Origin of the sequence: Corynebacterium sp. Marseille-P8863 (assembly GCF_946902955.1) — a bacterium.
Taxonomy (GTDB): Bacteria; Actinomycetota; Actinomycetes; order Mycobacteriales; family Mycobacteriaceae; genus Corynebacterium; species Corynebacterium gottingense.
The window spans coordinates 12,293-36,937 of record NZ_CAMPQC010000006.1 but is presented as its reverse complement, the minus strand read 5'-3'; the positions used below and the strand labels follow the sequence as shown (position 1 = coordinate 36,937).

Annotated in this window: 24 protein-coding genes; 8 read left to right on the top strand and 16 right to left on the bottom strand. The window is 67.9% G+C overall.

What is annotated here, in order from left to right; all coding sequences use genetic code 11:
- Positions 1-3: 3 nt before the first annotated feature.
- From glpK to serS, 4 genes are read right to left on the bottom strand one after another with little or no spacing between them, the layout of a single operon-like run.
- Positions 4-1,470 (bottom strand): glycerol kinase GlpK, encoded by a 1,467-nt coding sequence (gene glpK, locus OVO38_RS05935; protein WP_267207989.1) that lies wholly within the window; start codon positions 1,468-1,470, stop codon positions 4-6.
- Positions 1,471-1,492: 22 nt separating this feature from the next.
- A complete protein-coding gene (locus OVO38_RS05930) occupies positions 1,493-2,320 on the bottom strand; it encodes an HAD family hydrolase (protein ID WP_267207988.1) in 828 nt (275 codons plus the stop codon).
- 4 nt (positions 2,321-2,324) lie between these two features.
- Complete coding sequence (locus OVO38_RS05925; protein WP_095278891.1) at positions 2,325-3,185, bottom strand: lysophospholipid acyltransferase family protein; 861 nt, start codon at positions 3,183-3,185, stop codon at positions 2,325-2,327.
- Entirely contained in the window at positions 3,185-4,438 is a 1,254-nt protein-coding gene (serS, locus tag OVO38_RS05920) for a serine--tRNA ligase (RefSeq protein WP_095536086.1), read from the bottom strand. Before serS ends, OVO38_RS05925 begins: the two co-directional genes overlap by 1 nt.
- Before the next feature lie 133 nt (positions 4,439-4,571).
- On the opposite strand from serS, the gene OVO38_RS05915 reads away from it, so the two are divergent.
- The 3 genes from OVO38_RS05915 to OVO38_RS05905 are packed head-to-tail and all read left to right on the top strand — an operon-like array spanning position 4,572 to position 6,745.
- Positions 4,572-5,315: a GntR family transcriptional regulator gene (locus OVO38_RS05915; protein WP_095535985.1), complete on the top strand. Its 744-nt coding sequence runs from the start codon at positions 4,572-4,574 to the stop codon at positions 5,313-5,315.
- 3 nt (positions 5,316-5,318) lie between these two features.
- Positions 5,319-6,398 carry a septum formation family protein gene (locus tag OVO38_RS05910; RefSeq protein ID WP_144718450.1) on the top strand — a complete coding sequence of 360 codons (1,080 nt, stop codon included), beginning with the start codon at positions 5,319-5,321 and terminating at the stop codon, positions 6,396-6,398.
- Positions 6,398-6,745 (top strand): metallopeptidase family protein, encoded by a 348-nt coding sequence (locus OVO38_RS05905; RefSeq protein WP_267207987.1) that lies wholly within the window; start codon positions 6,398-6,400, stop codon positions 6,743-6,745. Before OVO38_RS05910 ends, OVO38_RS05905 begins: the two co-directional genes overlap by 1 nt.
- On the opposite strand, the gene pheA is transcribed toward OVO38_RS05905, so the two are convergent.
- Entirely contained in the window at positions 6,742-7,647 is a 906-nt protein-coding gene (gene pheA, locus OVO38_RS05900; RefSeq protein WP_267207986.1) for a prephenate dehydratase, read from the bottom strand. The two genes, OVO38_RS05905 and pheA, sit on opposite strands and share 4 nt — an antisense overlap.
- A gap of 17 nt (positions 7,648-7,664) precedes the next feature.
- Between pheA and OVO38_RS05895 the strand changes: the two genes are divergently transcribed.
- Positions 7,665-8,411 (top strand): CPBP family intramembrane glutamic endopeptidase, encoded by a 747-nt coding sequence (locus tag OVO38_RS05895; protein WP_267207985.1) that lies wholly within the window; start codon positions 7,665-7,667, stop codon positions 8,409-8,411.
- Positions 8,412-8,509: 98 nt separating this feature from the next.
- On the opposite strand, the gene OVO38_RS05890 is transcribed toward OVO38_RS05895, so the two are convergent.
- Positions 8,510-9,643: an MFS transporter gene (locus OVO38_RS05890; RefSeq protein ID WP_240511744.1), complete on the bottom strand. Its 1,134-nt coding sequence runs from the start codon at positions 9,641-9,643 to the stop codon at positions 8,510-8,512.
- Positions 9,643-9,969, bottom strand: coding sequence for an ArsR/SmtB family transcription factor (locus OVO38_RS05885; RefSeq protein WP_095278884.1), 327 nt, complete (start codon positions 9,967-9,969; stop codon positions 9,643-9,645). The genes OVO38_RS05890 and OVO38_RS05885 overlap by 1 nt, the downstream gene beginning before the upstream one ends.
- A 185-nt stretch (positions 9,970-10,154) precedes the next feature.
- Between OVO38_RS05885 and OVO38_RS05880 the strand changes: the two genes are divergently transcribed.
- Complete coding sequence (locus OVO38_RS05880) at positions 10,155-11,372, top strand: LCP family protein (RefSeq protein WP_267207984.1); 1,218 nt, start codon at positions 10,155-10,157, stop codon at positions 11,370-11,372.
- 63 nt (positions 11,373-11,435) lie between these two features.
- Here OVO38_RS05880 and OVO38_RS05875 read toward each other — a convergent pair whose 3' ends face one another.
- The 7 genes from OVO38_RS05875 to OVO38_RS05845 form a co-directional block, all read right to left on the bottom strand.
- Positions 11,436-12,566, bottom strand: a complete 1,131-nt coding sequence (locus tag OVO38_RS05875; RefSeq protein WP_095535980.1) for an ABC transporter ATP-binding protein — start codon at positions 12,564-12,566, stop codon at positions 11,436-11,438.
- 40 nt (positions 12,567-12,606) lie between these two features.
- Complete coding sequence (locus tag OVO38_RS05870) at positions 12,607-13,911, bottom strand: ABC transporter substrate-binding protein (RefSeq protein WP_267207983.1); 1,305 nt, start codon at positions 13,909-13,911, stop codon at positions 12,607-12,609.
- Between the two features lie 69 nt (positions 13,912-13,980).
- Positions 13,981-14,811 carry a carbohydrate ABC transporter permease gene (locus tag OVO38_RS05865; protein WP_233127024.1) on the bottom strand — a complete coding sequence of 277 codons (831 nt, stop codon included), beginning with the start codon at positions 14,809-14,811 and terminating at the stop codon, positions 13,981-13,983.
- 144 nt (positions 14,812-14,955) lie between these two features.
- Positions 14,956-15,921 carry a carbohydrate ABC transporter permease gene (locus tag OVO38_RS05860; RefSeq protein WP_095537437.1) on the bottom strand — a complete coding sequence of 322 codons (966 nt, stop codon included), beginning with the start codon at positions 15,919-15,921 and terminating at the stop codon, positions 14,956-14,958.
- Positions 15,922-16,054: 133 nt separating this feature from the next.
- Positions 16,055-16,960 (bottom strand): DUF5926 family protein, encoded by a 906-nt coding sequence (locus tag OVO38_RS05855; protein ID WP_267207982.1) that lies wholly within the window; start codon positions 16,958-16,960, stop codon positions 16,055-16,057.
- A gap of 24 nt (positions 16,961-16,984) precedes the next feature.
- The gene (locus OVO38_RS05850; RefSeq protein WP_095554083.1) at positions 16,985-17,725 is read right to left on the bottom strand and encodes a glycerophosphodiester phosphodiesterase; all 741 of its coding nucleotides are present in this window, start codon (positions 17,723-17,725) and stop codon (positions 16,985-16,987) included.
- A gap of 9 nt (positions 17,726-17,734) precedes the next feature.
- On the bottom strand, positions 17,735-18,499 hold the full coding sequence (locus OVO38_RS05845) for a glycerophosphodiester phosphodiesterase family protein (RefSeq protein WP_233127012.1): 765 nt from the start codon (positions 18,497-18,499) through the stop codon (positions 17,735-17,737).
- 65 nt (positions 18,500-18,564) lie between these two features.
- Between OVO38_RS05845 and OVO38_RS05840 the strand changes: the two genes are divergently transcribed.
- Positions 18,565-20,451: an alpha/beta-hydrolase family protein gene (locus OVO38_RS05840; protein ID WP_267207981.1), complete on the top strand. Its 1,887-nt coding sequence runs from the start codon at positions 18,565-18,567 to the stop codon at positions 20,449-20,451.
- Here the strand turns inward: OVO38_RS05840 and msrA are convergent.
- Entirely contained in the window at positions 20,448-21,089 is a 642-nt protein-coding gene (gene msrA, locus OVO38_RS05835; RefSeq protein ID WP_267207980.1) for a peptide-methionine (S)-S-oxide reductase MsrA, read from the bottom strand. The two genes, OVO38_RS05840 and msrA, sit on opposite strands and share 4 nt — an antisense overlap.
- A gap of 116 nt (positions 21,090-21,205) precedes the next feature.
- Between msrA and OVO38_RS05830 the strand changes: the two genes are divergently transcribed.
- Together OVO38_RS05830 and OVO38_RS05825 are read left to right on the top strand one after the other, a co-directional pair.
- A complete protein-coding gene (locus OVO38_RS05830) occupies positions 21,206-21,808 on the top strand; it encodes a superoxide dismutase (protein WP_095278874.1) in 603 nt (200 codons plus the stop codon).
- Between the two features lie 142 nt (positions 21,809-21,950).
- The gene (locus OVO38_RS05825; RefSeq protein WP_267207979.1) at positions 21,951-23,132 is read left to right on the top strand and encodes an MFS transporter; all 1,182 of its coding nucleotides are present in this window, start codon (positions 21,951-21,953) and stop codon (positions 23,130-23,132) included.
- Here the strand turns inward: OVO38_RS05825 and OVO38_RS05820 are convergent.
- On the bottom strand, positions 23,124-24,620 hold the full coding sequence (locus OVO38_RS05820; RefSeq protein WP_239216713.1) for a TM0106 family RecB-like putative nuclease: 1,497 nt from the start codon (positions 24,618-24,620) through the stop codon (positions 23,124-23,126). The two genes, OVO38_RS05825 and OVO38_RS05820, sit on opposite strands and share 9 nt — an antisense overlap.
- Between the last annotated feature and the right edge of the window lie 25 nt (positions 24,621-24,645).

The window sequence follows — 24,645 nt, the reverse complement described above, 5'->3', positions numbered from 1 at the left end:
CAGCTAGGCCTGGTCGTAGGAGCGGCGCACCGCGTCCTCCCACCGCGCCACCAGCCGGTCCCGTTCGGGGCCGGCCCACGTGTTTTCCCAGGCGGTGGTGGGGCCGAGGGACAAGGGGGCGCAGATAAGCTTGGCCCCAATGCCCGCAGCCGACGCCGCGCCCATCACCGTGGTTTCCGTGTTTGCGGGACGCTCGACGCGAAGGCCGAGGATGTCGGCCTGCATCTGCATGAGCAGGTCATTGGTGGTCATGCCACCGTCGACGCGCAGCTCCGTTGGCTCGCCACCCATCGCGCGCACCACCTCGAGCGCCTGCAGACAGGTGGCCTCGAGCGCGGCGCGGGCGATGTGGCGGCGATCCACAAACCTGGTCAGGCCCGTGATCACGCCGCGCGCGTCGGGGCGCCACCGCGGCGCGAACAGCCCGGAGAACGCCGGTACGATCACCACCCCGCCGCTGTTGTCCACCTGCGCCGCGAGCCGCTCCGACTCCTCCGCGGTACGCAGGATGCCCAGCTGGTCGCGCAGCCACTGGATCAGGGAGCCGCCGACGGCCACGGACCCCTCCTGCGCGTACACCGGCGGCTCGCCGTCGATCTGGTACGCCACGGTGGTAAGCAGGCCGTCGCTGCTGATTCGCGGCTGCGCACCCGTGTTGAGCAGCATGAACAGCCCAGTCCCGTAGGTCATCTTCGCCTCGTTCTCGCGCAGGCAGTGCTGCCCGAACAGCGCGGCCTGCTGGTCGCCCAGCACGCCCGCGATGGGCACCCCTGCGAGCGGGCCGCGGCGGCGCACGGTGCCGAAAGTGCCTATCGACGCCCGTATCTCCGGCAGCAACCGCCGCGGAACCCCGATCTCCGCGCACAGGTCCTCGTCCCACGCAAGCGTGCGCAGGTCCATGAGCAGGGTGCGCGAGGCGTTCGTGACGTCGGTGACGTGCAGCGCGCGCTCCGGTTCCCGCGCGCCGCCGGTGAGGTTCCAGATCAGCCAGGTGTCAATGGTTCCGGCGAGCAGCTCGCCGCGCTCGGCGCGCTCGCGCGCGCCATCGACGTTGTCCAGGATCCAGGCCCACTTCGGTCCGGCCGGGTAGGAGTTGTGCAGCAGGCCGGTCCGCTCGAGGTAGCGGCCCGGGTCGGCGTCGTTTTCCGGGTTGGTGCGGGTGTCCTGCCACACGATCGCGTTGTAGATCGGCGCGCCCGTCGCCTTGTCCCAGATGACGGCGGTTTCGCGCTGGTTGGTCAGGCCGAGCGCGCCGATGTCGTCCTCGGCGATGTCGGCCTCCGCCATCGCCTCGCTCAGCGCGCGGCGGGTGTTGCGCCAGATCTCCATGGGGTCGTGCTCGACCCAGCCTTCGCATGGCATGTGCTGGGTGTGCTCGAACTGCGCCTGGGCGACGACGCGTCCTTCGGTATCGGTGATGACCGCGCGGGTCGAGGTCGTGCCCTGGTCAATGGCGGCGATGAGAGGCATGCCGACAATTGTATGGTGTGGGCTAGAACCAGTGTTCCAGCACCTGCGCCACCCCATCTTCGGAGTTGGTGGCGGTGGTGTAGTCGGCGGCGTCGAGAAGCGCGGGCGCGGCGTTGCCCATCGCCACGCCCATCCCGGCCCAGGCGAGCAGCTCGAGGTCGTTGGGCATGTCGCCGAACGCGATGACCTGGGAGGCGTCGATGCCGTAGCTGGCGGCGAGCACGGACGCGCCGGTCGCCTTGTTCACGCCCGGGTGGGACAGCTCGATGAGGCCCTCGTCCATGGAATAGGTCAGGTGCGCGTCCTCCGGCTCGATGGTGGGCGCGACCAGGTCGAACAGTTCCGCGGAGCGCAGCTGCGGGCAGCGCACGAGCAGCTTGGCGGCGGGCTCGGCCACGATTTCCGCGGCGGTGCCGATGCCGAAGCTGCTGTCCCAGGCGTCCCGGTTGTACTCGGGGGTGATGAGGAAGCAGTCCTCCTCCGGGTCGAGCGCGCTTTGGCCGACGCGCTCCACCCCAAAGCCGTGCTGCAGGCCGTGCGGGGCGAGCGCCTTGCCGACGGCGTCGACGACGCGCTGCATCGTCTCCGGCGCGAGCTCGAAGGAGCGCACCACGGTGTCATTCACCGGGTCGTAGACCACGGCACCGTTCGCGCACACGCAGGTCGGCGCGATGGGCAGCTGATCCAGCACCGGCATGAGCCAGCGGTGAGGGCGCCCCGTGGCCAGGGCGAACTTGGCCCCCGAGCGCACCGCGCGGACCACCGTGTCGCGCAACCTCGGTGTCACCCGGCCGGTGGGGGTGATGAAGGTGCCGTCGATGTCGCTGATGATGAGCTTGGGGGCGTGCATGGGTTTAGGTGCCTTTCTTGGCTTGCTTCGCGGCCTTTTTCGCCTTGCGTTCCGCGCGTTCGCGCTCGTACATCTCCGCCGCCTGCTCCAGCGTGGGCGCGCCGCCGCCGAGGGAGGCGGGCACCCACTTGTCGCCGGGCGCGAACGGGCCGAACTCCGCGTCGTACTCAGCGCGGGACTGCTCGAGCATGCGCTGCATCGCCTGCTTGAGCCGCGCCGTGTCGGCCTCGGCGTCGCCGGTGACCTCGACCGGTGCGCCATAACGCACGATCACGCCGACGCCGCGGAACTTTTTGGGCAAATCTTTGGTCCAGATGCGGTGCGAGCCCCAGATCACGCACGGGATCAGCGGCGCGTCCGCCTGCGCGGCGATGCGTGCCGCGCCCGTCTTGAAGTCCGCGAGCTCAAAGGAGCGCGAGATCGTGCCCTCCGGGAAGATGCCGACCAGGTCGCCGTCGCGGAGGCCGCGCACGGCGGCGTCGACAGCCGAGCCCCCGTTGTCCCGGTCCACCGGCACGTGCTTCATGGTGCGCAGCAGCGTCCCCAGCACGGGGATGTCAAACACGCCCTGCTTCGCCATGTATCGCAGCAGGCGCCCGCCCTGCAGGAGCGGGCCGGTGCCGGTGAGCATGAAGTCGTAGTAGCCGGTGTGGTTGGCAGCGATGATCGCGCCACCGCGCTCCGGGACGTGCTCCGCCCCCACCACGCGCACGCGCATGCGCTGCAGGCGCATCAGGCGATTGAACATGCGCACGGTGAACGGGTAGAGCCGCTCCTTCGACTCCACCGGGTGCTTCGCCGGGGCCCGGTAGTCCGCCGGGACGGTGAACCCGCGCAGCGTCTTCCACTGCGGTGCGGTGCCCATTAGGCCTCGAGCACTTCCTTGCCCACCCACGGCTGCAGCGCGGCGGGCACGCGGACGGAGCCGTCGGCCTGCTGGTTGTTCTCCAAGATAGCCACCAGCCAGCGGGTCGTGGCCAGGGTGCCATTCAGCGTCGCGGCGATCTGGGTCTTGCCGTTCTCGTCGCGGTAGCGGATGTTCAAGCGGCGGGCCTGGAAGGTTGTGCAGTTGGAGGTGGAGGTCAGCTCACGGTAGGTGTGCTGCGACGGCACCCACGCCTCGGTGTCAAACTTGCGGGCCGCGGAGGAACCGAGGTCGCCCGCGGCGACGTCGATGACGCGGTAAGGCACCTCCACGTCGGCGAGCATCTCGCGCTCCAGCCCGAGCAGCTTCTGGTGCATGTCCTCTGCCTCTTCCGGCTTGCAGTAGACAAACATTTCGAGCTTGTCGAACTGGTGGACGCGCAGGATGCCCTTCGTGTCCTTGCCGTAGGAGCCGGCCTCGCGGCGGAAGCATGAGGACCAGCCAGCGTAGAGCAGCGGGCCGTCGGAGAGATCGATGATCTCGTCCTGGTGCAGGCCGGCCAGCGCCACCTCGGAGGTGCCCACCAGGTAGAGGTCGTCGCGCTCGAGGTAGTAGATCTCCTCGTCGTGCTCATCCAGGAAGCCGGTACCCGCCATGATCTCGGGGCGCACCAGCACCGGCGGGACGACGACCTTGAAGCCAGCCTCGCGCGCCTTCTTCGCGGCGTGCATGAGCATGCCCAGCTGCATCCAGGCGCCGTCGCCGACCAGGTAGTAGAAGCGGGCGCCGCCGATCTTGGTGCCGCGCTTCATATCAATCGCGCCGAGTGCCTCGCCCAGGTCCAGGTGGTCCTTGACCTCAAAGTCGAACTCCGGGACCTCACCAACGTGCTCGAGCACGACGAAGTCTTCCTCACCGCCGGCGGGCGCGCCCTGGATGGGGTTCGGGATCTTGAACTGCAGCGCCTTGACCTTGGCCTCTGCCTCCTCCTGCTCGGCCTCGGCGGCCTTCACGCGCGCCTTGAGCTCGTTCGAACCCTCCAGCAGTGCGGGGCGGTCCTCCGGCGCCGCCTGCCCAATCTTCTTGCCAAACGCCTTCTGCTCACCGCGCAGCTCGTCCGCCGCCTGGATCGCGGCGCGGCGCTGCTCGTCGGCGGCAATCAGCTGGTCAACCAGCGCCGGGTCCTCACCGCGGGCGGTCTGGGATTGGCGTACAACGTCCGGATTTTCGCGCAGGAATTTCAGATCAATCACAAGCACTCACTCTACCTTGTCGCCGCCCCACCGCAGCCGGGAATGGGGCGTGGCGTTGCGCACCGAGCTTAGCGACGCACACCACATCCCATTTCACCCCAGCTGGTCATAACCAGCGCGGTATGGTGGAGGTATGATCACCAACGGCCCGGTCCCCAAACACGCCCAGCTGCGGGCGCTGTTGGAGCGGCGCTGCGCCGAGGAACTCGCTCCCGGGGACCTGCTGCCCGGCGAGCGGGCGCTGGAGGAGGAGTACGGCGTTTCGCGCATCACGGTACGGCGCGCGATCGGGGACCTCGTCGCGGACGGGAAGCTGCGGCGGGTGCGCGGCAAGGGCACGTTCGTGGCGCCGTCGCCGCTGGTAAGCCGCATGCACCTGGCGAGCTTTTCGGAGGAGATGCGTGAGCAGCGGGTGGACGCGGCGTCGATAATCTTGCACTCTGGCCTCGCCACTCCCCCGCTCGACGCGGCCGAGTTCTTTGGCACCGCGCCGGAGACCCCGCACATCCAGCTGCGCCGGCTGCGGCTTGGCGACGGCCAGCCCTACGCCGTGGACGACGCCTGGTACAACGCGGCGCTCGTCCCGGATCTACTCGAGCACGACGTGGAGCAATCCGTCTACTCGCTACTCCGTACCCGCTACGGGCTGCCCATCACCGAGGCGGAGCAGACCGTCACCGCAGCGAGCGCCACGGCCGCCAACGCGAAGGCGCTGGAGGTGCAAACCGGGACCGCACTGCTGCGCATCGTGCGGCGGGCCGGAAGCGGCGCGCGACCGGTGGAATACTGCACCTCGTGCTACCGCTCGGACCGCTACTGGCTGACCACCCGCGTCGGCCAGGACGCCGACTGCGGCGAGCAGTTGCCTAGTATGTAAGGCATGGTTTCGACTTCCAACGCCACCCGCGCGTTCCTCATCGCCGCGCTCGCCGGCTCGGTGGGCATGGGTTCCTACGCCATGACCACCGACGCGAACGCCCCAGGCGGGGGCGCGAACGGCGAGCAGGGACAACCCCAGGCGCAGACCAGCGAGCACGGCGCGCCGCCAACGCCGTTTACCACCGCTGACCAGGGCGCTTGCCTGACTTGGAACGTGGCCGAGGACGGCAGCGTCACCGGCTTTGAACAGACCGACTGCGCCGTCGAGCACCGCTTCGAGGTGGCCTCGCGCCAAGACCTGGCCATCTACCCCACCTCCGAGTTTGGGCAGGACGCACCCATGCCCAACCCGACGCGCCAGGCGCAGCTGCGCGAGGAGCTGTGCGGCGCGTCCACCCTGCGCTACCTGGAGGGCAAATACGACCCGAACGGCCGCTACTCCATCGCGCCGATCCTCCCGCCGGCCACCGCCTGGGAGGCTGGCGACCGCACCATGCTGTGCGGCCTGCAGGAGACCAACCGCGCCGGCGAGCAGCTGCTCACCACGGGCCGCGTCGCCGAGGAGGACCAGGCGCGCACCTTCGCGCCCGGCGAGTGCGTGGCCATCGACGGCGCGAACAACGCCACCGTGGTCGACTGCGGCCAGCCGCACCAGATGGAGATCACCAGCAAAGTCGACCTCGCACCGGTCTTCCCCGACGGCACGCCGTCCGTGGAGGACCAGGACAAGTACCTCGGCGACGCCTGCACCGAGGCCGCCCACACCTACCTGGGCAGCGAGGAGAACCTGTACCAGATCTCGCTGCAGCCGTTTTGGACCACGCAGCAGCCCGCCTCGTGGGAGGGCGGCTCGCACAGCGTAAACTGCGCGCTCGTCTTCTCCTCGCCCAACGGCGGGTTCTCCGAGCTCACGGGCTCGGCAACCGGAGGCCGGGAGGCATTGCTTATCGACGGCACCCCGCCGCCGGAGCGACCCCAGCGCCGCCCGCTGCGCGAGAACCAGACGCCGGCGGCCTCCTCCGCCCCGGACTCGCCTGCCCCAGAAGCCGCCCCAGAAGCCGCCCCGGAGACTGTGCAGTAATGGTCGAGGTCAGCGACGAGGAGTTCGAGGCGATGATCGACGACGCCCTGGACACCATCCCCGATGAGTTTGCCCGCCGGATAACCAACGTGGTCATCCTTGCGCGCGAGTTCAACGAGGACCAGCCCGAGATCCTGGGCCTGTTCGAGGGCGTGCCGCTGCCGGAGCAGCACGCCAACCACACCGGCTACCTGCCCGACGCGGTGTTCATTTACAAGCAGCCGCTCCAGGCGATGTGCCACTCCGTGGAGGAGCTGCGCCACGAGGTGGACGTGACCGTCAAGCACGAGGTGGGCCACTACTTCGGCATGGAGGAGCACGAGCTCCACGCCCTCGGCTGGGGCTAGTCGGCGCGCCCGGCGCGGGCCGCGTCGACCCACTCCGCAGCCGCCGCGATGCGCGCGTCGCGCACCGGGTGCGGCCCGCCGGCGCAGCGCGGCCACGACCCGAGGAACCGGATCCGCGAGGAGCGCAGGTACACCCCGCGCAGCGCCTCCGCCACCGGCGCGTCATCGATGTGGCCGACGAGGTCGGCGAAGAAGTTGTACGTGTTCGGTTCCTCGCGGGTCGGGCGGGACTCGATGCGCGAGAGGTCCACGCCGCGGTAGGCGAACTCCTGCAGGATGCCCACCAAGCTGCCGGGCTCGTTGGGCGTTTGGAAGACGATGGAGGTGCGGTCGTTGCCTGTGCGCGCGGGCGGGGCCGCCACCGGGCCCGCGAGGACGAAGCGGGTGCGCGCCGCCTCCAGGTCCGCCACGTTGCGGGCGTGAACCTCAAGCCCGAAGAGCTCGGCGGCGCGCTCCGGGGCGGCGGCGACGTCGGCCGCTCCCTCGGCGACCTGCTGCGCGGCGGCCGCGTTCGAGGTCGCGGCCTGGAAGGTGGCGCCCGGCGCGTGCTCGCCCATCCACCGTTTCACCTGCTGGTAGGCGACGGGGTGGGTGGCGAAGCGGGTGGCGCTCGCAAGCGATTGCCTCTTGCGAGTCATGATGGCAAACGCGATCTCCAGCTCGGTTTCGGCGAAGATCTGCACGCCCGGGGTGGCCAGGAGCGCGTCCGAGGTGGTGGTCACGGCTCCGTCGACCGAGTTCTCGATGGCCACCACCGCGCGGTCGGCCCGCCCCTCGGCCACCGCGGCGAGCGCCTCCGCCGACGAGTCCACGGCCACGAGCTCCGGTGCGGGCAGCGCGAAGGCGTGCACAGCCTGCTCAGTAAACGTGCCGGCAGGTCCCAGGTACGCGATACGGGTCATGGGCTTAAAGTTATCGCATGCGCCGCCGCCTCATCACCGAAATTATTCTCGTGCTCGCAGTCACCTTCGGCATGAGCGGGCTTCGCTCCGGGCTCAAGCTTATCGACGCCTACCTCACCGCCCCCTTGAACGAGCAGTCCACCACGCTGGTGCAGCAGGCCTCGGCCATCGGCTGGTTGGACCTGGCCATGCAGGTCGCCTCCGCGGGCACGCTGTTCGCGTGGGGCGGGCTGGCCTGGTACCTCCTTGGCTCTCGATGGTGCTGGCCGAGGTGGCGCGACTGGGCGCACGCGGCGGGGTTGGCCGCACTCATCGGGCTGCCGGGCCTGGCGTTTTACGTCGGCGCGGTGCACCTCGGCCTGTCCAAGGTGGTGGTGCCCGCCACGGAGGCGGTGCAGATCCCCGCCTCGCTGCTGTGGGCGCTGGCCAACGGCTTTGGCGAGGAGGTCGTGGTGGTGGCCTACCTGGTGACCCGGCTGCGGGCCCTGGGGTGGGCACCCTGGCAGGCGGTCGCGGCGTCTGCGCTGCTGCGCGGCTCCTACCACCTCTACCAGGGCGTTTCGGCGGGCGCGGGCAATATTGTGATGGGCGTGGTCTTCGCGGGCTACTTCCTGTGGCGGAGCAGGCGGAGCCACTCTGCGGCCGCAGAGTGGCGCACACCCGAGATCGGCGCCGTGTGGCCGCTGGTGCTCGCGCACTTCCTCATCGACGCCGTGGCGTTCGTGGCGTACCCGCTTGTAGACCTCTCCTGGCTGGGTATCTAGATATACTCACTGTGCTAGTCGGCTCCGCTGGTTTTGCCACAGTCACACGTCCTCGCAATCCGCCAGGATGCACGGCCTGGGCGCTGGCGAGCACGTGTCTACTCCTTGGAATTCATGCGCTGCCTAAAAAGCTGGCAAAGCAGTGCCATCCCGGCCACGGCAGCTGCAGAGCTACAGAGAACGGTAGGCGCCGCCTGTGCCGCTACGAGCAGTGAGCCAGCAGTCGCGCCCAGTGCCGATCCCAAGTAGTTAGCAGAGGCATTCGCGGCCACGGCAGTGGCGCCGTCAGCCGGGTTTGCCTGGAGAAGGATGTGCTGCTGGGGCGCAAGTGAGGCCCACCCACACATTCCCCAAACAAATAGGCTCGCAACCAGAAGCCAGACGGTCTGCCCCTGCGTCATGCCGAGCAACGCGCAGATGAGCCCCACGAGAATGGTCACACTGAGACGCAGCGGGTTGCGCCGATCCATGAGTCTGCCTATACCTAGCGCACCCACCGCGCCTCCAACGCCCCAAACCCAAATCGCAAGAGTCTGGTGTGTGGCGAGACTTCCCACGGACAGAATCACGGTCATATATGTATAGAGCCCCAGAGAAGCTACGCCAGTCAGCAATGTCACTGTCACCGTGAGCAAGTTCTTGGGGCGCGCGATCGATCGCAGCCGGTCGCCCGCACCCGACGCAGGTATTGCTGGCAGTTCTCCTCCGCGCACAGCGACTCCCACTAGGGATGCGCCGCCGATAGCCACGATCAACAAAATGGCGGCTCGCCACCCCCAGCGATGTGCCAGCTCCAAGCCTATCGGGACACCGAACACGGTACCAACTGCCAAACCCGCAAGGACCAGGGCTAACGCGCGTCCCCGGCGTTCTTCTCCCACGAGTTCGGCGGCAACCGCGGACGATAAGGGCGAGTACACCCCCGCTGCCGCGCCAGCCACTATTCGGGTAACCAAGAACACCACGACGGTCGACGAGAGCGCTGTGGCTAAGTTCGCCACTGTAAAAACCAGAAGGGAAAGGATCAGGCTCCGTCGTGATCTCCGACCCGCACGCCCAGCCAGCAGGGGTCCTGCTACTGCATATGCGCCGGTGAAGGCCGCCACCCCCAGGCCCACGGTGGATTCGCGTGCATTCATGGACGAGGCAATAGCAGGAAGAAGACCGGCAACAACGTAGGCGTCTAGCCCGAGAGCAACACTGCCCACCACGAAGGGCCAAAGCCGCCCCATCAAGCTCGTCCCGCCTTCGTGCCGGCGTTGGCGATCACAGCCGCAAGCACGCCCGGGAACAACTGATCTAGATCCTCACTTCTCAGCCGAATGAGACACGCACGACCTTCACTCCGCGTCCATGTCACACCCGCATCGCGCAGCATGCGGGTGTGATAAGTCAGGGTCGACCGAGGAAGATCGTCTGCGAGCTCGAGACTATCGTGCTCACCCCCGTCCGCTAGGCGACGAATCATCTCCAGACGCGTGGGATCGCTCAGGGCTGCCAACACTCTAGCCAGTGTGATCTCATCGGTTTCTGGATGGTGGTATGTGCGAGGGGACATGAAACCTCCTTCTTTCGTGCAGTGATACCTGCATGATAATCGTGCAGCAATTGTTGCACAACTCTTCTTCGGTAGCTTCCGACCGCCCCGTCCAGGGCATCTACTGGCGGATTTCCCGGCGAACTCCCAGCGCGGGACGCTACGAAGCAGTAGGTCCCACGCGCCACAACCGTTACACTAAGTGCATGTCTTCGACGCCCCACTCCAACGACCCACGCGATCACCTGGGGGAGTTCGTGCTGGGCAAGGATGGAAAGCCCCTGGTAGACCGGTACGGTCGGCCAATCCGCAAGCGCAGCGCGCGCCAGGAGCCTCCCCGGCAGCCGGCGCCGCGCCAGGAATACGAGCCGCGACGCGTCCCCGAATTCACCCGCGTGGAGCGCCCCCGACAGCAAGCACCCCGCCAGGAGTACCAGCCCCGTCGCACCCCGCAGTACTCGCGCCCGGCGCCCGAGCCGGTGCCGTCGCAGGTGTCGCGGGGGCGTCGAAGGGGAACGAAGCGGCGTCGAAAAGCGAAGGCCCCAGGCTGCGGCGTCCTCTTCCTCGCGCTGATCGTGCTCGTGGTGGTGGGCACGCTGTTTACCGACGCCCGCCTCACCCGCATCCAGGCGCTCCCGCCCGAGCAGATTGCGAACACTTCGGGCACGAACTGGCTGCTCGTCGGCTCCGACTCCCGCCAGGGCCTGAGCGAGAAGGACGTGGAGCGCCTCGGCACGGGCGGCGACCTGGGCACAACCCGCACCGACACGATCATGCTGCTACACCTCCCGCTGCACGGGAAGCCGACGCTGGTGTCCATCCCGCGCGATTCCTACGTGGCCGTGCCGGGCTACGGCTACGACAAGATCAACGCCGCGTTCGCGTACGGCGGCGCCCCGCTGCTGGCGCAGACCGTTGAGGAGAGCACAGGCCTGCACATCGACCGCTACGCCGAGATCGGCATGGGCGGGCTGGCCAACGTGGTCGACGCGGTCGGCGGCGTGGAGATCTGCGTGCAGGAGCCGATCGACGACCCCCTGGCCAACATCTCCGTCCAGCCCGGTTGCCAGAAGATGGACGGCGCGACCAGCCTGGGCTACGTGCGCACCCGCGCCACCGCACAGGGCGACCTGGACCGCGTCATGCGGCAGCGCGACTTCCTCGGCGCGATGCTGGACAAGGTGACCTCGCCCGCCGTGTTCCTCAACCCCTTCCGCCTGGTCCCGCTGCTGTGGACGGTGCCGACGATGTTCTCGGTCGGCGAGGGCGACCACATTTGGAACCTGGCCCGCATCCCGCTGGCGATGCGCGGCGGCATCAACGCAGAGACGATCCCGCTCGGTGGTTTCCAGGACACCGACGTGGGCAACGTGTTGCTCTGGGACGAGGCCGCGGCGGAGGAGCTCTTCGCGTCCCTGCGGTAATCACATCAGCCCCGACCACGCCGAGGACGTGTTTTGGGGCGACGCCGCAAACTTCTACCGGCTCTACAGGTAGTCGTAGTTGATCTCGGTGTCCGGGGCGAAGAAGACGCAGCCGCCCTCCATCGGGCGCAGGTAGATCGTGTCGCCCTGATCCACGTTGATGCCGCGCGGCACCTTCACCGTGATGCGGTCGCCCCGCACGGCGATCACGTCGTCGGCTTTCTCCTCGCGGCTGCCGTAGACGTACAGCTCGGAGCCGAGGTGCTCCACGATGTCCACGCGCACCGGCAGGCCGTACTGCTCGCCCGGCTGGTTCACGCCGAGGATCTCCCAGTTCTCGGGGCGGATGCCCACGATCACGCGGTCGGACTGCACCTTGGCCATCTGCTCCGCCGGCATGTGGTAGTCCAGCGCGTGGTCCTTGCCGCCCGCGACGCGGTTGCCAACCACCGGCACGTTCTCAATCAGCGTCATCGCCGGGGAGCCGATGAAGGTGGCGACGAAGGTGTTGCCCGGGTTCTCGTACAGCGTGTTCGGGGCGTCGACCTGCTGGATGATGCCCTTCTTCAGCACGCAGACGCGGTCACCCATGGTCATCGCCTCGGTCTGGTCGTGCGTGACGTAGACCGTGGTGGTGTTCAGCTCCCGCTGCAGCTGCAGGATCTGGGCGCGAGTGGACACGCGCAGCTTCGCGTCCAGGTTGGACAGGGGCTCGTCCATGAGGAAGACCTTCGGCTGGCGCACGATCGCGCGGCCCATGGCCACGCGCTGGCGCTGGCCGCCGGACATGGCGGAAGGCTTGCGGTCGATGAGGTCCTCGAGCTCGAGCATCTTCGCCGCGAAGTTCACGCGCTCCTCAATGGTCGCCTTGTCCACCTTGGCGTTCTGCAGGGCGAACGCCATGTTTTGGCGCGCCGTCATGTTGGGGTACAGCGCGTAGGACTGGAAGACCATGGCCACGTCTCGGTCGCGGGAGCGGGTCTCGGTGACGTCGGTGCCGTCGATAAGAATCTGCCCCTCGTCAACCGGCTCCAACCCGGCGAGCATGCGCAGCGTGGTGGACTTGCCGCAGCCCGACGGGCCGACAAGCACCAGGAACTCGCCGTCGGCGATCTCCAGGTTGAGGCGGCTGACCGCCGGCGGCTTCTGCGGATCGTAGATCCTGGAGGCCTGGCGGAATTCAACAGTGGCCATGATGTCCTTTCAGGTGGTGCGAAATGTGCAGGGTGCGGGCTTAGAGCTTCGGTGTGATGTCGCGGTCGATGACGCCCTGGGTCTCCTTCTGCAGGTCGGCGAAGGTCTGCTCCACGTCCTGGCCGCCGACGGTGATGCGGTCGAGCGCGCCGCCGATGCGCTGGCCGCCGCCCGAGACGAACACGCGGGCGTAATCCTGCGGCTTGGTGTTCTCGTTCAGCTGCTTGATCGCGGTCTCCGCGTTCGGGTTCTCCTCCAGGAACTTCTTCTCCTCCGGATCCTCCAGGGCGTCCTTACGCACCGGCATGTAGCCAGTCTTCTGAGAGAACTTGATGGTGTTCTTGGTGTTGGTCATGAAGTCGATGAACTTCACCGCGTTGGCCTTGCGCTCATCAGAGATGCCGTTCGGCACGGCCAGGCCGGCACCGCCGGTTGCGGCGGACGGGCCAGGGCCGGGCAGGTAGGTAGTGATGAACGGGATGGTCGCGGTCTCCTTCAGGCCGCCGAGGGAGCCGGTGGACTCCAGCAGGCCGGACGCCTTGCCCGAGCCGAACGCGACGGTCGGGTCGGTCGCGATCTCGATGTGGCCCTCCTTCACCTGATCCTGCAGGAACTTGCCCGCCTCGATGGACTCAGGGGAGGTGAAGTTCGGCTCCCACTCGTTGGAATAGGAACCGCCGAATGCCCAGATCATGCCCTGGAAGTACCAGTCCAGGTAGTTGGAGCCGTCCGGCACGGTCACGGCCGGCTTGTTCAGCTTCTCCTTGATGGCGGCGGCCCACTCGTCGAACTCCTGCCAGGACTCCGGGCCGCGGTCAGTCGGCAGGCCCGCAGCCTCGAGGTCGTCGGTGTTCCAGTACATCAGGTTGGTGGAGCGGGAGTACGGGACGCCGTAGTGCTTGTCGTTGTACTTGTAGTCCTCGCGCAGGGTGTCGACGTAGCTGTCGGCGTCGATGTCGTTCATCTCCCACAGCTCATCCAGCGGGGTGGTTGCCTCGTTGAGCGCGAAGTTGAACCAGGTGACGTCGGAGGCCACGAGGACGTCCGGCTGGTCGCCGCCGGCCAGCGATGCATTGAAGCGCTGCGCCACCTCCTCGTAGTTGGAGCCCGCGGTCACCAGCTCGACGTGCAGGTCCGGGTTCTCCTGCTCAAACTCCTTGATCATTTCCTCTTCCAGGTCGCGGGAGGAACCCGGGTGGTTGGACCAGAAGGTGATGGTGTTGGCGTCGCCGGAGTCCTTGGAGCCGTTGGAGGCGGTGGTGGAGCCGCCCGCGCAGGCGGTCAGCGAGACGGTGGTGAGCAGTGCTGCGCCCAGGGCGGCGATGCGCTTGGTGTGACGGGACATGGTGTTTCTCCTTGATGTGTTGTTGGAAGTGTTGCGGTTGGTGGGGGTGACGGTGGCGTCGAAAAGCGCCTAGCCCTTCACCGCACCAGCGGTGAGGCCCTTGATCATCGGCTTCTGCAGGATGAGGAAGATGATGATCATGGGCAGGGTGGTCAGCACGGTGCCGGCCATCACCGGGGCCCAGTTGGTCACGCCCTCGGCGTCCTGCAGGCGAGTCAGGCCGACGGGCAGCGTGGCCGCCGCCGGGGTGTCCGTGATCAGGAACGGCCACAGGTACTGGTTCCACTCGTTGACCACGGTGATCAGGACGAACGCGGAAAGCGTCGGCCACGACATGGGCAGCACCACACGGAAGAGGGTGGTAAAGAAGCCCGCGCCGTCCATGCGGGCGGCCTCCAGGATCTCAGGCGGCAGCGACTGGAAGTGGTTGCGCATAAGGAACGCGCCGAAGGCGACGCCGGCCAGCGGGATGATCACACCGGCGTAGGTATCGCGCCAGCCCAACGACGCCACCAGCGAGTAGTTAGAGATGATGGTGATCTGGTTGGGCACCATCAGCGAGGCGATGATGAGCAGGAACAGCAGGTTGCGGCCCGGGAAGCGCAAGAACGCGAAGGCGTAGGCCGACAGCACGCCGAGGACCACCTCAATGATGGTGAGCACGAGCGTGATGATGACGGAGTTCTTCAGGTAGCTGGCAAAGCCGGAGGTCTGCCACACGTACGAGTAATTCTCCGCCTTGAACGGGTTGGGCCAAAACGAGATCGGATCCGAGTAGACATCCTGGAACGACTTAAAGCTGGTGATGAAGATGAAGTACAGCGGCACCATGATCACCAGCACCGTCAGCACGAGCGCGATGTAGCCCAGCACCTTCACCGCCGGGTGCGAATGGTCCATCGGCGCGCCCTTGCGCTTGCGCTGCGTTTCCGTGATCACCGGCTCCGCGTCGGACTGGGAGCCCGGCACCGGGGGCAGGTCGCCCTGCGGTGCGCTGTGGGCAGCGGTGTGCGTGACCGCCGGGATGGTCTGCTTCGTAGACATCTACTTCTCCATCCTTTCCTGCATCTTCACCTGGATGACCGTGATGATGAGGACCACGAGGAACATGATCGTGGCCACCGCGGCGCCGTAGCCGGCGCGGTTGTTCACAAACGTCTCCTGGTAGACCTGGAACACCATCGTGGAGGTGCCGTAGCCGAACGGACCGCCGCCGGTCATGGCGTTGATGATGTCGAAGACCTGGAAGGAGTTCAGCAGCACCGTGATGAGCAGGAAGAAGGTCGTGCCGCGCAGCTGCGGCAGGACCACGCGGAAGAAGTGGCGCGCCGGCGAGGTGCCGTCGATCTCCGAGGCCTCGTCCAGGTCGCGGCGGCGCCCCTGCAGCGCGGCGAGATAGATGACAAAGACGTAGCCCACGTTCTTCCACACGTAGGTGACGGTGACCATGAACAGCGCCCAGTTCTGCTGTTGGTAGAAGTTGGGCACGTCCACCCCGATCTTGCCCAGGAAGAACTGGATGAGGCCGTAGGAGGGGTCGAAGACGAACTGGAAGGCCACGCCGATCGCCGCGCCGGCGATGACGTAGGGAGCGAAAACCATGGAGCGCACCGCGGCGCGGCCGAACAGCTTCTGGTCCAGCAGCAGCGCCAGCGCCAGCCCGATCACCATGGAGCCGGCGACGGCGAAGAAGGTGAACACGACGGTGTTAAACACCACGCGCCCGGTGTCCGGGGCCTGGAACCAGTCAATATAGTTCTGCAGGCCGACAAAGTGCATCGTCGGCGAGGAGATGTTCCAGTCGTAGAAGGAGATGCGGATGTTATCTACCAGCGGCCGGTAGGTAAACAGAATGAGGAGCAGCAGGTTCGGGCCGATGAGCAGCGCGGCCAGGCCGATCTGCCGCCAATCAATCTTCCGTTTGCGCGGGTTGCGCGCGTACTCCTCGGAAACCTCCGGGACTTCGGAGACCGCGGGAATCCGCGCGCGCGTCTGCGATGTGGGTTGCATGCGCAAGAACTTAGAGGCCCCGGGTGAACATCCGGTTGACAGAAAGTTCTCCCCGAGAAAACTACTTGCAAACTTCAAGAGATCTGCAAGAGATGTACAAAAGCTCTGCGCGACAACTGTCCTTCAGCTGGGTTTAGATGGTCACCTGGCGCGACTTGATGTTGTCCAGCTGTTTGCGCTCGGCGGCGGTGAGCTGCGCGTCGTTGCCCAGCTCCGCCTCCAGCTTCGCGTCCAGCGCCTTCAGCGCCTCCGCGTAGGACTCCGGAGCGACCTCCGGGTCCAGGTCCCACACCGGCACGACCACGCCGTGGGTGCGGAACGCACCGGCGAACTTCGTGCCCTCGCCCAGCACCAGCTCGCCCTTCGCGGCGATGCGCGCGAGCGCGTTGAGCACCTGCGACTCGTTGTCCTCCGTGCGGATCCAGCGGATGTGCGCCTTCCCGCCACCCGGGTTGACCCACCACACGGCGCCCGGCACGCCCGCGCTGACCTCGGCGGACGGCCACACAGCGCCGTTCGCCTGGTTCATCGCCTGCCGCAGCTGCGCGGGGACGTCCTCGCCCTCGGCGAACCACCAGTTGAAGTCGTTGTGAACGGTGATCTCGGGGGTGAAGGTGGCGTCGACAAGCGCCTTGAGCTCCGGCTGGCTCCCATCGGCGGCGGTGGACTGGAGCGTCTCGCCCGGCTTCGCCTCGAGCACCCAGCTCAGCGCGTACGCGAGGTCGCGGCCGGGGTTCTGCGAGTGCGCGCCGACCTGCAGGGCCACGAGCCGCTCGCCGCTCTCGCGCACCATCGCCGCGGCCGCGCCCGGCAGCACGGTGGCCACGGTGACGTCCTCGCCCTTGACCTGGAACTTCGCGCTTGCCGACGGCACGAACTCCTGCAGCGCGATCAACTCGGCCTCAGCGGCGAGCCCGCCGAACGGGCGGGGATCCTTCTGCAGCGCCTCGCGCTCCTTCGCGCGCGCGGCCATCTTGGCCTGGCGGCGGCTCATGCCCTCGGGCAGGTCCTCTTGCTTCTTACGCTTCTTCTTAGCCATGCGGTCAAATCTACCGGAAGCGCGCTACTCGCCCGCGAACGTTTCCAGCGCGAGCTGCGGCAGGTCCGTGGCCATGAGGTCCACCCCGCGGGCGCGGCACCACTGCATCTCGCGCGGCAGGTTGACGGTCCACACGTAGGACGGCTGGTCGGCCGCGCCGAGCGCCTCCGGCTCCGCCTGCGCCTGGCGCACGGACGGACCTGGGCCCGTGGCCTGGCCGAAGTCCACCGGCAGCGGCTCGGTCGGGCTCATCAGGGCAAAGGAGCGCAGCTCAGGCAGCAGCTCGCGGAAGCGCTCGATGGCCTCCGGGTTGAAGGAGATGAGGTGCACCTGCTCGCCGGTGTCCATGCCGTGCGCGCGCACGACCCGCGCGACCTCCTCGTCCAGCTCGGCGCCGAACGGGGACGGGTGCTTCGTTTCAATGAGCAGGTGCTTTCCCGGGTACTGGGCGAGGAGGTCGAGCAGCTCGCTGAGCAGCATGATCTGCTGCGGGTCCTCCGGAGTGCCGAAGTTGAGCTGGCGGATCTCCTCCAGCGTCAGCTCCGCGACCTCACCGGTGGCGCGCTCGCCGTCGGCGGTCATGGCGGTGCGGTCCACGGAGAGGTCGTGGATCACCACGGCCTGGCCGTCCTTCGTCATGTTCACGTCGCACTCGATGCCGTAGATGTCCAGCTTGAGCGCCTCCTCGAAGGCGCGGCGCGTGTTCTCCGGGTAGCAGCCGTTGAATCCGCGGTGCGCGACGATGCCGGGAATGTTGGAATCCATGGAGTCTCCTTAACTCGCAGGTGCCGGGGCGGGCACGCTCGTGGCGTCCGCGCGCGCGAACGTCTCCAGCGCCAGGTTGGGCAGGTCGGTGGCCAGGACGTCCACGTTGTGGTCACGGCACCACATCATCTGCCGCGGCGTGTTCACGGTCCACGTGTACGTCTTCAGCCCGCGCAGCCCGACCAGCTGCTGCCGCGCCTGCAGGTGCTGGATGGACGGGCCGACGCCGTACGGGCGCGACAGCATGGTGCCGCGCGGGTTCCACCGCTTCTCGCGCACGCGGAACAGGTAGTAGGTCTCCAGCTGCGGCGCCATGTGCGTGAAGTAGCGCACCGCCTTGTGGGAGAAGGAGATGATGTGGATGCGCTCGCTGTGCAGCAGCCCCGCGTAGGTGAGCACGCGCAGCGTCTGCTCGTCCACCTCGGGCCCGTAGAGGGTGGGGTGCTTCGTCTCGATGTAGAGGTGCTTGTCCGGGTAGTCCTGCATGAGCTCCAGCAGCTCCTCCAGCAGCATGATCTGCTGCGGGTCCTCGTCGGTGCCGCAGTTCAGCTCGCGCAGCTGCGCGTAGTCCATGCAGTCGACGCGCCCGCGCCCGTTCGTGGTGCGCGAGACGTTCGCGTCGTGGAAGACGACGAGCTTGCCGTCGCGCGAGAGGCGCACGTCGCACTCGATGCCGTGGATGGGGAGCTTCAGCGCTTCCTCAAACGCTCGCCTGGTCAGCTCGGGGTACATGCCGGAAAATCCGCGGTGCGCAACAATGTTCGTCTGCCTCACAGTGCCCAAACCTACAACGGGTTGCGCCCCCGCGCGACCGGAGAAACTTTGTCATAATGCTGGGCATGGGCACACCCAAGCTTATCGACGCCACCGCGCCCCTTTCCCGCCTCACCGCCGGTATCGACTCGGCGCGTCGGGCCGTGCGGCGCGCCCGCGGCCGGTACAGCTTCGACCGCCACGGCGTGCTGGCCGCCCCGCTCGCCGCCGTGGAAATCCTCGCGGACCTCTCCCCCATCGTCCGCCTGCAGGGCCTGCGCCGCCTGCCCAACAACTTCCGCTCCGGGGTGATCGGCGCGGAAATCGCCTCGTGGGGCGCGGTCGCGCCCTCGCTGCTGCCCCGCCGCTGGTGGACCACCGCCGCGAACGTGGCGATCTGCCAGGCCGTCGGGCACATGATCGGCTCGGGCGTGGGCAGCGTCGCGCGGGCCTGCGGGACGAGCGGGCCGCGGGGGCGGCACGCCAACCCGGCGCGCATCGTGATGAGCTCGATGACGATGGCGGCCTACGGGGCGTCGTTAAGCGTGCATGCCCGGCAGGAGCGGCTGGTGGAGAACCCGCGCCCGGTGCGGGCGGCCGACACGGTGGCCGGCTTAGCGGTGGGCACGCTGGGGTACGGCGCGACGCTGCTGCTTGGCGAGGCCCTGCAGACCTCCGTCGACCGCATCAACGCCGTCTTCGGCCGCCGTCTCCCGCCCGTGACCTCGTGGCCGCTGGCAATTCTCGCGGTGGGCGCGGGCGCCTACCTGTTCACGGATCGCCTGGTGGTGCGCAACTTCCTCTCCAACGTGTACAAGGAGGCGGAGGAGCTTAACCGGCAGTTCCTCCCGGGCGCCGCGCAGCCGCGCGAGCCGGAGCGCACGGGCTCGCCCGCGTCCGGCGAGGCGTGGCGCAGGATGGGCCGCCAGGGCCGCGCGGTGGTCGCGGGCGGGCCGCGCAAGCGCGACATCGGTCTGGTCCTGGGCGAATCCCCCGACAAGGTCAAGGAGCCGATCCGCATCTTCATCGCGCTTCGCGACGGCGACCGCAGCCGCTCCTACGAAGAGATGGCCGCCGCCGCCCTGCGCGAGATGGACCGCACCGACGCCTGGTCGCGCCGCCACATCGCGGTCCTCTCCGCCGCCGGCACCGGCTGGATCAATGACTTCCACACCTCCGGCTTCGAGTTCGTCGCGCGCGGCGACTGCGCCATCGTGGCCATGCAGTACTCCTACGTCCCGTCGCTCTACTCCTACATGGCGGACCGCGAATCCGCCGTCCAGTCCTCCCGCATCCTCATCAATGCGATTCGCAACCGCATTTCGCTTCTCGACGCCCACCGCCAGCCCAAGCTCTACGTCGGCGGAGAGTCCCTCGGCGCTTACGGCGTCGCCGACGCCTTCCACGCACCCGAGGAGCTGCTCGCCCGCACCTCCGGCGGCGTGTTCACGGGGGCGCCGGCGTTCTGCGCCGCCCACGCGGCGCTGACGCGACGGCGCGAAGAGGGCAGCCCACAGCGCCTCCCCGTCGTGGACGGCGGCCGCCACTTCCGCTTCATCTCCCACCCCGACCACCTGGACCACGACTATGCGGGCAACGAGTACGACGCCCCGTGGGAGTTCCCCCGCGCCGTCTTCGCCCAACACGCCTCGGACCCCATCGTGTGGTGGGACTGGAGCTTGCTGTGGCGGGCCCCCGACTGGCTCAAGGAACCCGGCTCGCGCGGGGTCCCCGCCCCCGCCGCCCAGCACTTAGACGTGCTGGACACGCTGCGCTGGTGGCCGTTTGTCACCTTCTGGCAGGTGGGTATCGACCAGATCAACTCCAAGGACTTCGCCGCCCCGCACGGGCACAACTACCACGCCGAGACCGTCGCGGCGTGGAACAAGGTGCTCGACGGCGGGCTCACCAACGCCGAGCTGGAGCGCATCAACCGGTGGATCGCGGCGGACGCGACGAAGCTGCGCGCTTAGATCCCGCAGGCGACGCCCGTGGAGTGGTGCGGGCAGTAGCCGTTGGGCACCTTGTGCAGGTACTGCTGGTGCTGTTCCTCCGCCAGGTAGTAGTCCACGTCCGCGCGGACCTCAGTGGTCATGTCCCCGTAGCCGGCCTCCTTGAGCTGGCGGCCGTACTCGTCGCACCACTGCCGGATCTGTTCCGCTTCCTCTTCCGTGTCCGGGTAGAAGGCGGAGCGGTACTGGGTGCCGTGGTCGTTGCCCTGACGGTAGCCCTGCGTGGGGTCGTGCGCCTCGAGCGCGGTGCGCACCAGGTCCTTCAGGCTGATCGTTTCCGGGTCGTAGACCACCTCGACGGTCTCCGCGTGGTTGGTCCTGCCGCCGCACACCTCGGCGTAGGTGGGGTTGGGAGTCTGCCCGCCGGCGTAGCCCGCGGAGGTGGACTCCACCCCGTCGAGCTCCCAGAACATCTTCTCCACGCCCCAGAAGCAGCCAATGGCGATGCGCAAGCGGCGCTGCTCCGGCTTCCACGGCCCGGTAATCGGGGTGCCCAGCACGGCGTGCAGCTGGGGGTTTGGCAGCAGCGGCTCCGCGCGGCCGGGCAGCGTCTGGTCGGCCGGAACGAGCTCAGGTGTCAGTGCAAAAAGGAATCCCATGTGTCTAATAACTAACAATTGGGCCCCGGAAATTCCACGGATATTTTCATTGCACGAAATGAGTTTTTGTCTACTATGGGGCACGTCATCACAAGCTGACGAAAGGATTTAGCACAATGGCTGTTTACGAGCTTCCGGAACTCCCGTACGCATACGACGCGCTTGAGCCCCACATCTCCAAGGAGATTATGGAGCTGCACCACGACAAGCACCACGCAACTTACGTCGCTGGCGCGAACGCTGCGCTCGAGGCCCTCGAGGCTGAGCGCAACGGCGAGGCAAACCCGGACAAGCTGCGCGCGCTGTCCAAGAACCTCGCGTTCAACCTGGGTGGCCACACCAACCACTCCATCTTCTGGAAGAACATGGCATCGAACGCTGGCGGCAACCCGACCGGCGCAATCGCCGAGGCCATCGACCGCGACTTCGGTTCTTTCGAGGCATTCCAGAAGCAGTTCGCTGGCGTCGCCACCGGCCTGCAGGGCTCCGGCTGGGCCGTCCTGGGCTACGACCACATCGCTGGCCGCCTGATCATCCAGCAGCTGACCGACCAGCAGGGCAACATCTCCGTTGACTTCACCCCGGTCCTCATGCTGGACATGTGGGAGCACGCGTTCTACCTGCAGTACAAGAACGTCAAGGCTGATTACGTCAAGGCTTGGTGGAACGTCGTCAACTGGGACGACGTCAACGAGCGCCTCGCCGCTGCGTCCAAGTAAGGTCCTAGTAAGGCCCGAGTAAGACGCCGCACCCCGCGCCGACCACGCACCCGCGTGGCCGGCGCGGTTTTTTATGGGCACGCCACAGGAAATCCGGCGAAACCGTTGCGGGAGCGCGCAAAAAGGTGGACCATAAGTCCTTATGAGGAAGGGCACGATTGAGTATCGCAGGGCGTCGATAGGCATGCTCCTCGTCGGCCTGGCGATCTTCTCCTCGCTCTACGCCACGCAGGCGCTGCTGCCCACGCTCACGCACGAGATGGGGATCGACCCGTCCACCGCCGCGCTCACCGTGTCCGCCGCGACGGGCGCGCTCGCGGTGTGCGTGGTGCCGGCGTCGATCCTGTCGGAGAAGTTCGGGCGCGGCCGCGTACTGGTCATCTCCGCGCTCGCCGCCACCGCGCTCGGGCTGACGTTGCCGCTGGCGCAGAGCATCGAGCAGCTCGTGGTGCTGCGCTCGCTCCAGGGAGCGCTGCTCGCGGGCACGCCCGCGGTGGCGATGGCGTGGCTGTCGGAGGAGCTGGACGAGCGCGACCTCGCCGGCGCGATGGGGCTCTACATCGCGGGCACCTCGGTCGGCGGGCTGACCGGCCGCCTCATCCCGGCGTTCATGCTCGAGGTCACCGACTGGCGCTGGGCGCTGGCCACGAGCGCCGCGGTGAGCCTCGCCCTGGCCGTCGCCACCGCCATCCTGCTGCCGGAGCAGCGCAACTTCCGCCCGAAGGCGTCGATCCGCCCGGGCGCCGAGGTCCGCGCCGTGGCCGGCCACCTGCGCAACCCGCGCCTGGTCGGGCTGGTCGCCACCGCGTTCATCGCCATGGGCGTGTTCGTGTCCATGTACAACTTTTTCGGGTTCCGCGCCATCAATGATTTCGGGCTCGCGCCGTCGCTGGCGGGCCTGACCTACGTGATGTACCTGTCCGGCACGTGGTCGAGCGCGCGGGCGGGCAGCTTCGTCTCCCGCTTCGGTCGCGGCCGGGTCGTGCTCGCCGCCGCGGTGCTCATGCTCACCGGCGCGCTCATCGGGTCGAGCGGCAACCTCATCGTCACGCTGGTGGGGCTGCTCCTCTTCACCGCCAGTTTCTTCGCCCTGCACTCCACGGCGTCCGGCTGGGTAGGGCTGATTGCGGAGAAGGACCGCGCGGAGGCGTCGAGCCTCTACGTGTTCTGCTACTACATGGGATCGTCGCTGTTGGGGGCGGCGACGGGCCAAGCGTTTGAGGCGCTGCCGTGGGCGGGGTTCGTGGCCGTGCTCGCGGCGCTGCTGGGCGCGCTCATCGCCATCGCGGTCGCGCTCGCCGTGGCGGAGAAGCGCTCAGAGTAGCGGCAGGCCCGGCGCGCCCGCGTCGAGGAACTCGCGCACGGCGCGCGTGGCCCGGCAGTCGTCCTCGTTGTAGCGCAGCAGCGTCTCCCGCGCCGCCGCGCCGTCGACGCCGCCCTCCCGCGCTGCGCGGCGCAGCGCCACGGAGACCTCGCCGTCCACGTCGTCGTCTTCCCAGGTGAACCCCACCACCGGCCCGAGGACTTTGAGGCCCAGCCCGTCGGTGCCCACCAGGTGCGTGCGCACGTGCGCGAACACGTCCACCCACTCGTCGGAAGCGATGAAGGCCTGCACCTCGGCCAGCTCCACGGAGTCGAAGCGCTTGGCAGACGACTTCATCCAGTGGTTCTCGCCGCCCGCCGCGTAGCAGTAGGCCGCAAACGTCTTGCCCGCCGCGTGCGCCGCGTCGCGCACGCCCATCAGCCAGCGCCAGAACTGCGTGAAGTTGCGTTCCTCGGCCTCGCCTCCCACGTCGTCCCAAGTGACAAACGCGCGGTACACCGCGCCGTCGTACGCGCCCCACAGGTAGGCGCCTTGGTCCAGGTACGCCTCCATGTCCACGTCGATCTCCACGTCGGCGCGCGGCACGCGGATCGGCCCTTGGCGTCGCAGCACAGGGATACCCTCGCGCCAGGAGCGGGCGATTACCGACGCCTCGCCGCAGGAGGCGTCGATAAGCCCCTGCACCGTGACGATCCCCCTGTCGCGCCACGCGTCGCCCCGGCCGCCGGAGAAGACGAGCGAGATGTCGTCGAGTTCGCGCAGGCGCGGCTCGCAGAGCTGCCAGAACCGGCAGCCCGCGCACTGCTTGAGGCGCAGCGGCTCGTCCGGGATCGGTGCGCCGAGCGCGCGCAGCATCGGCGGCACGAACCGGGTGACCTCGCCGAGGTAGGCGCGCTCGCGGTCCTGGCCGATGCTCGCGCCGAGGCCGGTGGCGGAGTCGCCGAGCAGGAGTTCCGCCATGGCGAGGCGGTAGCCGTCGATGGTGTGGTGGCGCGGCTTGGCGCGCACCGCGAGCGGTTTGCCCAGCCCGAGCCGGCCGGTGGGCACCATCCGCGTGCTGGACTCCGGGTCCTTGCGCGCGACGCGGTGGTTGGACACGATGACGGGGAGGTAGCCGTCGTCGGTGCGCACGAGCACGTCGATTTCGTCCACCACGCGGATCCCCTCGAGCGTGCCGCAGAGGACCGCGCGCGTGATCAGGTGGGCACCGCGGCGCATCGCCGCGCGCGTCTCCGCGTCGCGGCTGAGCAGCTCGGTAGGGGTCGTGGCCGGCGGGAGGTCGACGCGGACGAAGGCTTTCCGGCGGCCGTCGCCAACCGCCCGCTTCGTGGGCAGCGCGGCGAAGACGAGTTCGCGGGCGGCCTCGAGCTGCGCCTGGCGGGACTCGCCGCTCGGGGTTGGACCGATCTCCGGGTGCGCCCAACGCTGGCGCAACCGGAACCTGCATCCCACGAGGTCCGCGGGACGGACCTGAAACGGCTCATTCACAATATGGACCACATTACCTGGACGG

Excerpts from the sequence above, each read along its gene's own strand:
- OVO38_RS05895 (WP_267207985.1), top strand. The coding sequence starts at position 7,665 with ATGCGCCGCCGCCTCATCACCGAAATTATTCTCGTGCTCGCAGTCACC.
- OVO38_RS05830 (WP_095278874.1), top strand. The coding sequence starts at position 21,206 with ATGGCTGTTTACGAGCTTCCGGAACTCCCGTACGCATACGACGCGCTT.
- OVO38_RS05910 (WP_144718450.1), top strand. The coding sequence starts at position 5,319 with ATGGTTTCGACTTCCAACGCCACCCGCGCGTTCCTCATCGCCGCGCTC.
- glpK (WP_267207989.1), bottom strand. The coding sequence starts at position 1,470 with ATGCCTCTCATCGCCGCCATTGACCAGGGCACGACCTCGACCCGCGCG.
- msrA (WP_267207980.1), bottom strand. The coding sequence starts at position 21,089 with ATGGGATTCCTTTTTGCACTGACACCTGAGCTCGTTCCGGCCGACCAG.
- OVO38_RS05870 (WP_267207983.1), bottom strand. The coding sequence starts at position 13,911 with ATGTCCCGTCACACCAAGCGCATCGCCGCCCTGGGCGCAGCACTGCTC.
- OVO38_RS05860 (WP_095537437.1), bottom strand. The coding sequence starts at position 15,921 with ATGCAACCCACATCGCAGACGCGCGCGCGGATTCCCGCGGTCTCCGAA.
- OVO38_RS05930 (WP_267207988.1), bottom strand. The coding sequence starts at position 2,320 with ATGCACGCCCCCAAGCTCATCATCAGCGACATCGACGGCACCTTCATC.
- pheA (WP_267207986.1), bottom strand. The coding sequence starts at position 7,647 with ATGACCCGTATCGCGTACCTGGGACCTGCCGGCACGTTTACTGAGCAG.
- OVO38_RS05885 (WP_095278884.1), bottom strand. The coding sequence starts at position 9,969 with ATGTCCCCTCGCACATACCACCATCCAGAAACCGATGAGATCACACTG.
- OVO38_RS05875 (WP_095535980.1), bottom strand. The coding sequence starts at position 12,566 with ATGGCCACTGTTGAATTCCGCCAGGCCTCCAGGATCTACGATCCGCAG.
- OVO38_RS05850 (WP_095554083.1), bottom strand. The coding sequence starts at position 17,725 with ATGGATTCCAACATTCCCGGCATCGTCGCGCACCGCGGATTCAACGGC.
- OVO38_RS05890 (WP_240511744.1), bottom strand. The coding sequence starts at position 9,643 with ATGGGGCGGCTTTGGCCCTTCGTGGTGGGCAGTGTTGCTCTCGGGCTA.
- OVO38_RS05925 (WP_095278891.1), bottom strand. The coding sequence starts at position 3,185 with ATGGGCACCGCACCGCAGTGGAAGACGCTGCGCGGGTTCACCGTCCCG.
- OVO38_RS05825 (WP_267207979.1), top strand. The coding sequence starts at position 21,951 with ATGAGGAAGGGCACGATTGAGTATCGCAGGGCGTCGATAGGCATGCTC.
- OVO38_RS05905 (WP_267207987.1), top strand. The coding sequence starts at position 6,398 with ATGGTCGAGGTCAGCGACGAGGAGTTCGAGGCGATGATCGACGACGCC.
- OVO38_RS05855 (WP_267207982.1), bottom strand. The coding sequence starts at position 16,960 with ATGGCTAAGAAGAAGCGTAAGAAGCAAGAGGACCTGCCCGAGGGCATG.
- OVO38_RS05880 (WP_267207984.1), top strand. The coding sequence starts at position 10,155 with ATGTCTTCGACGCCCCACTCCAACGACCCACGCGATCACCTGGGGGAG.
- OVO38_RS05865 (WP_233127024.1), bottom strand. The coding sequence starts at position 14,811 with ATGGACCATTCGCACCCGGCGGTGAAGGTGCTGGGCTACATCGCGCTC.
- OVO38_RS05840 (WP_267207981.1), top strand. The coding sequence starts at position 18,565 with ATGGGCACACCCAAGCTTATCGACGCCACCGCGCCCCTTTCCCGCCTC.
- OVO38_RS05915 (WP_095535985.1), top strand. The coding sequence starts at position 4,572 with ATGATCACCAACGGCCCGGTCCCCAAACACGCCCAGCTGCGGGCGCTG.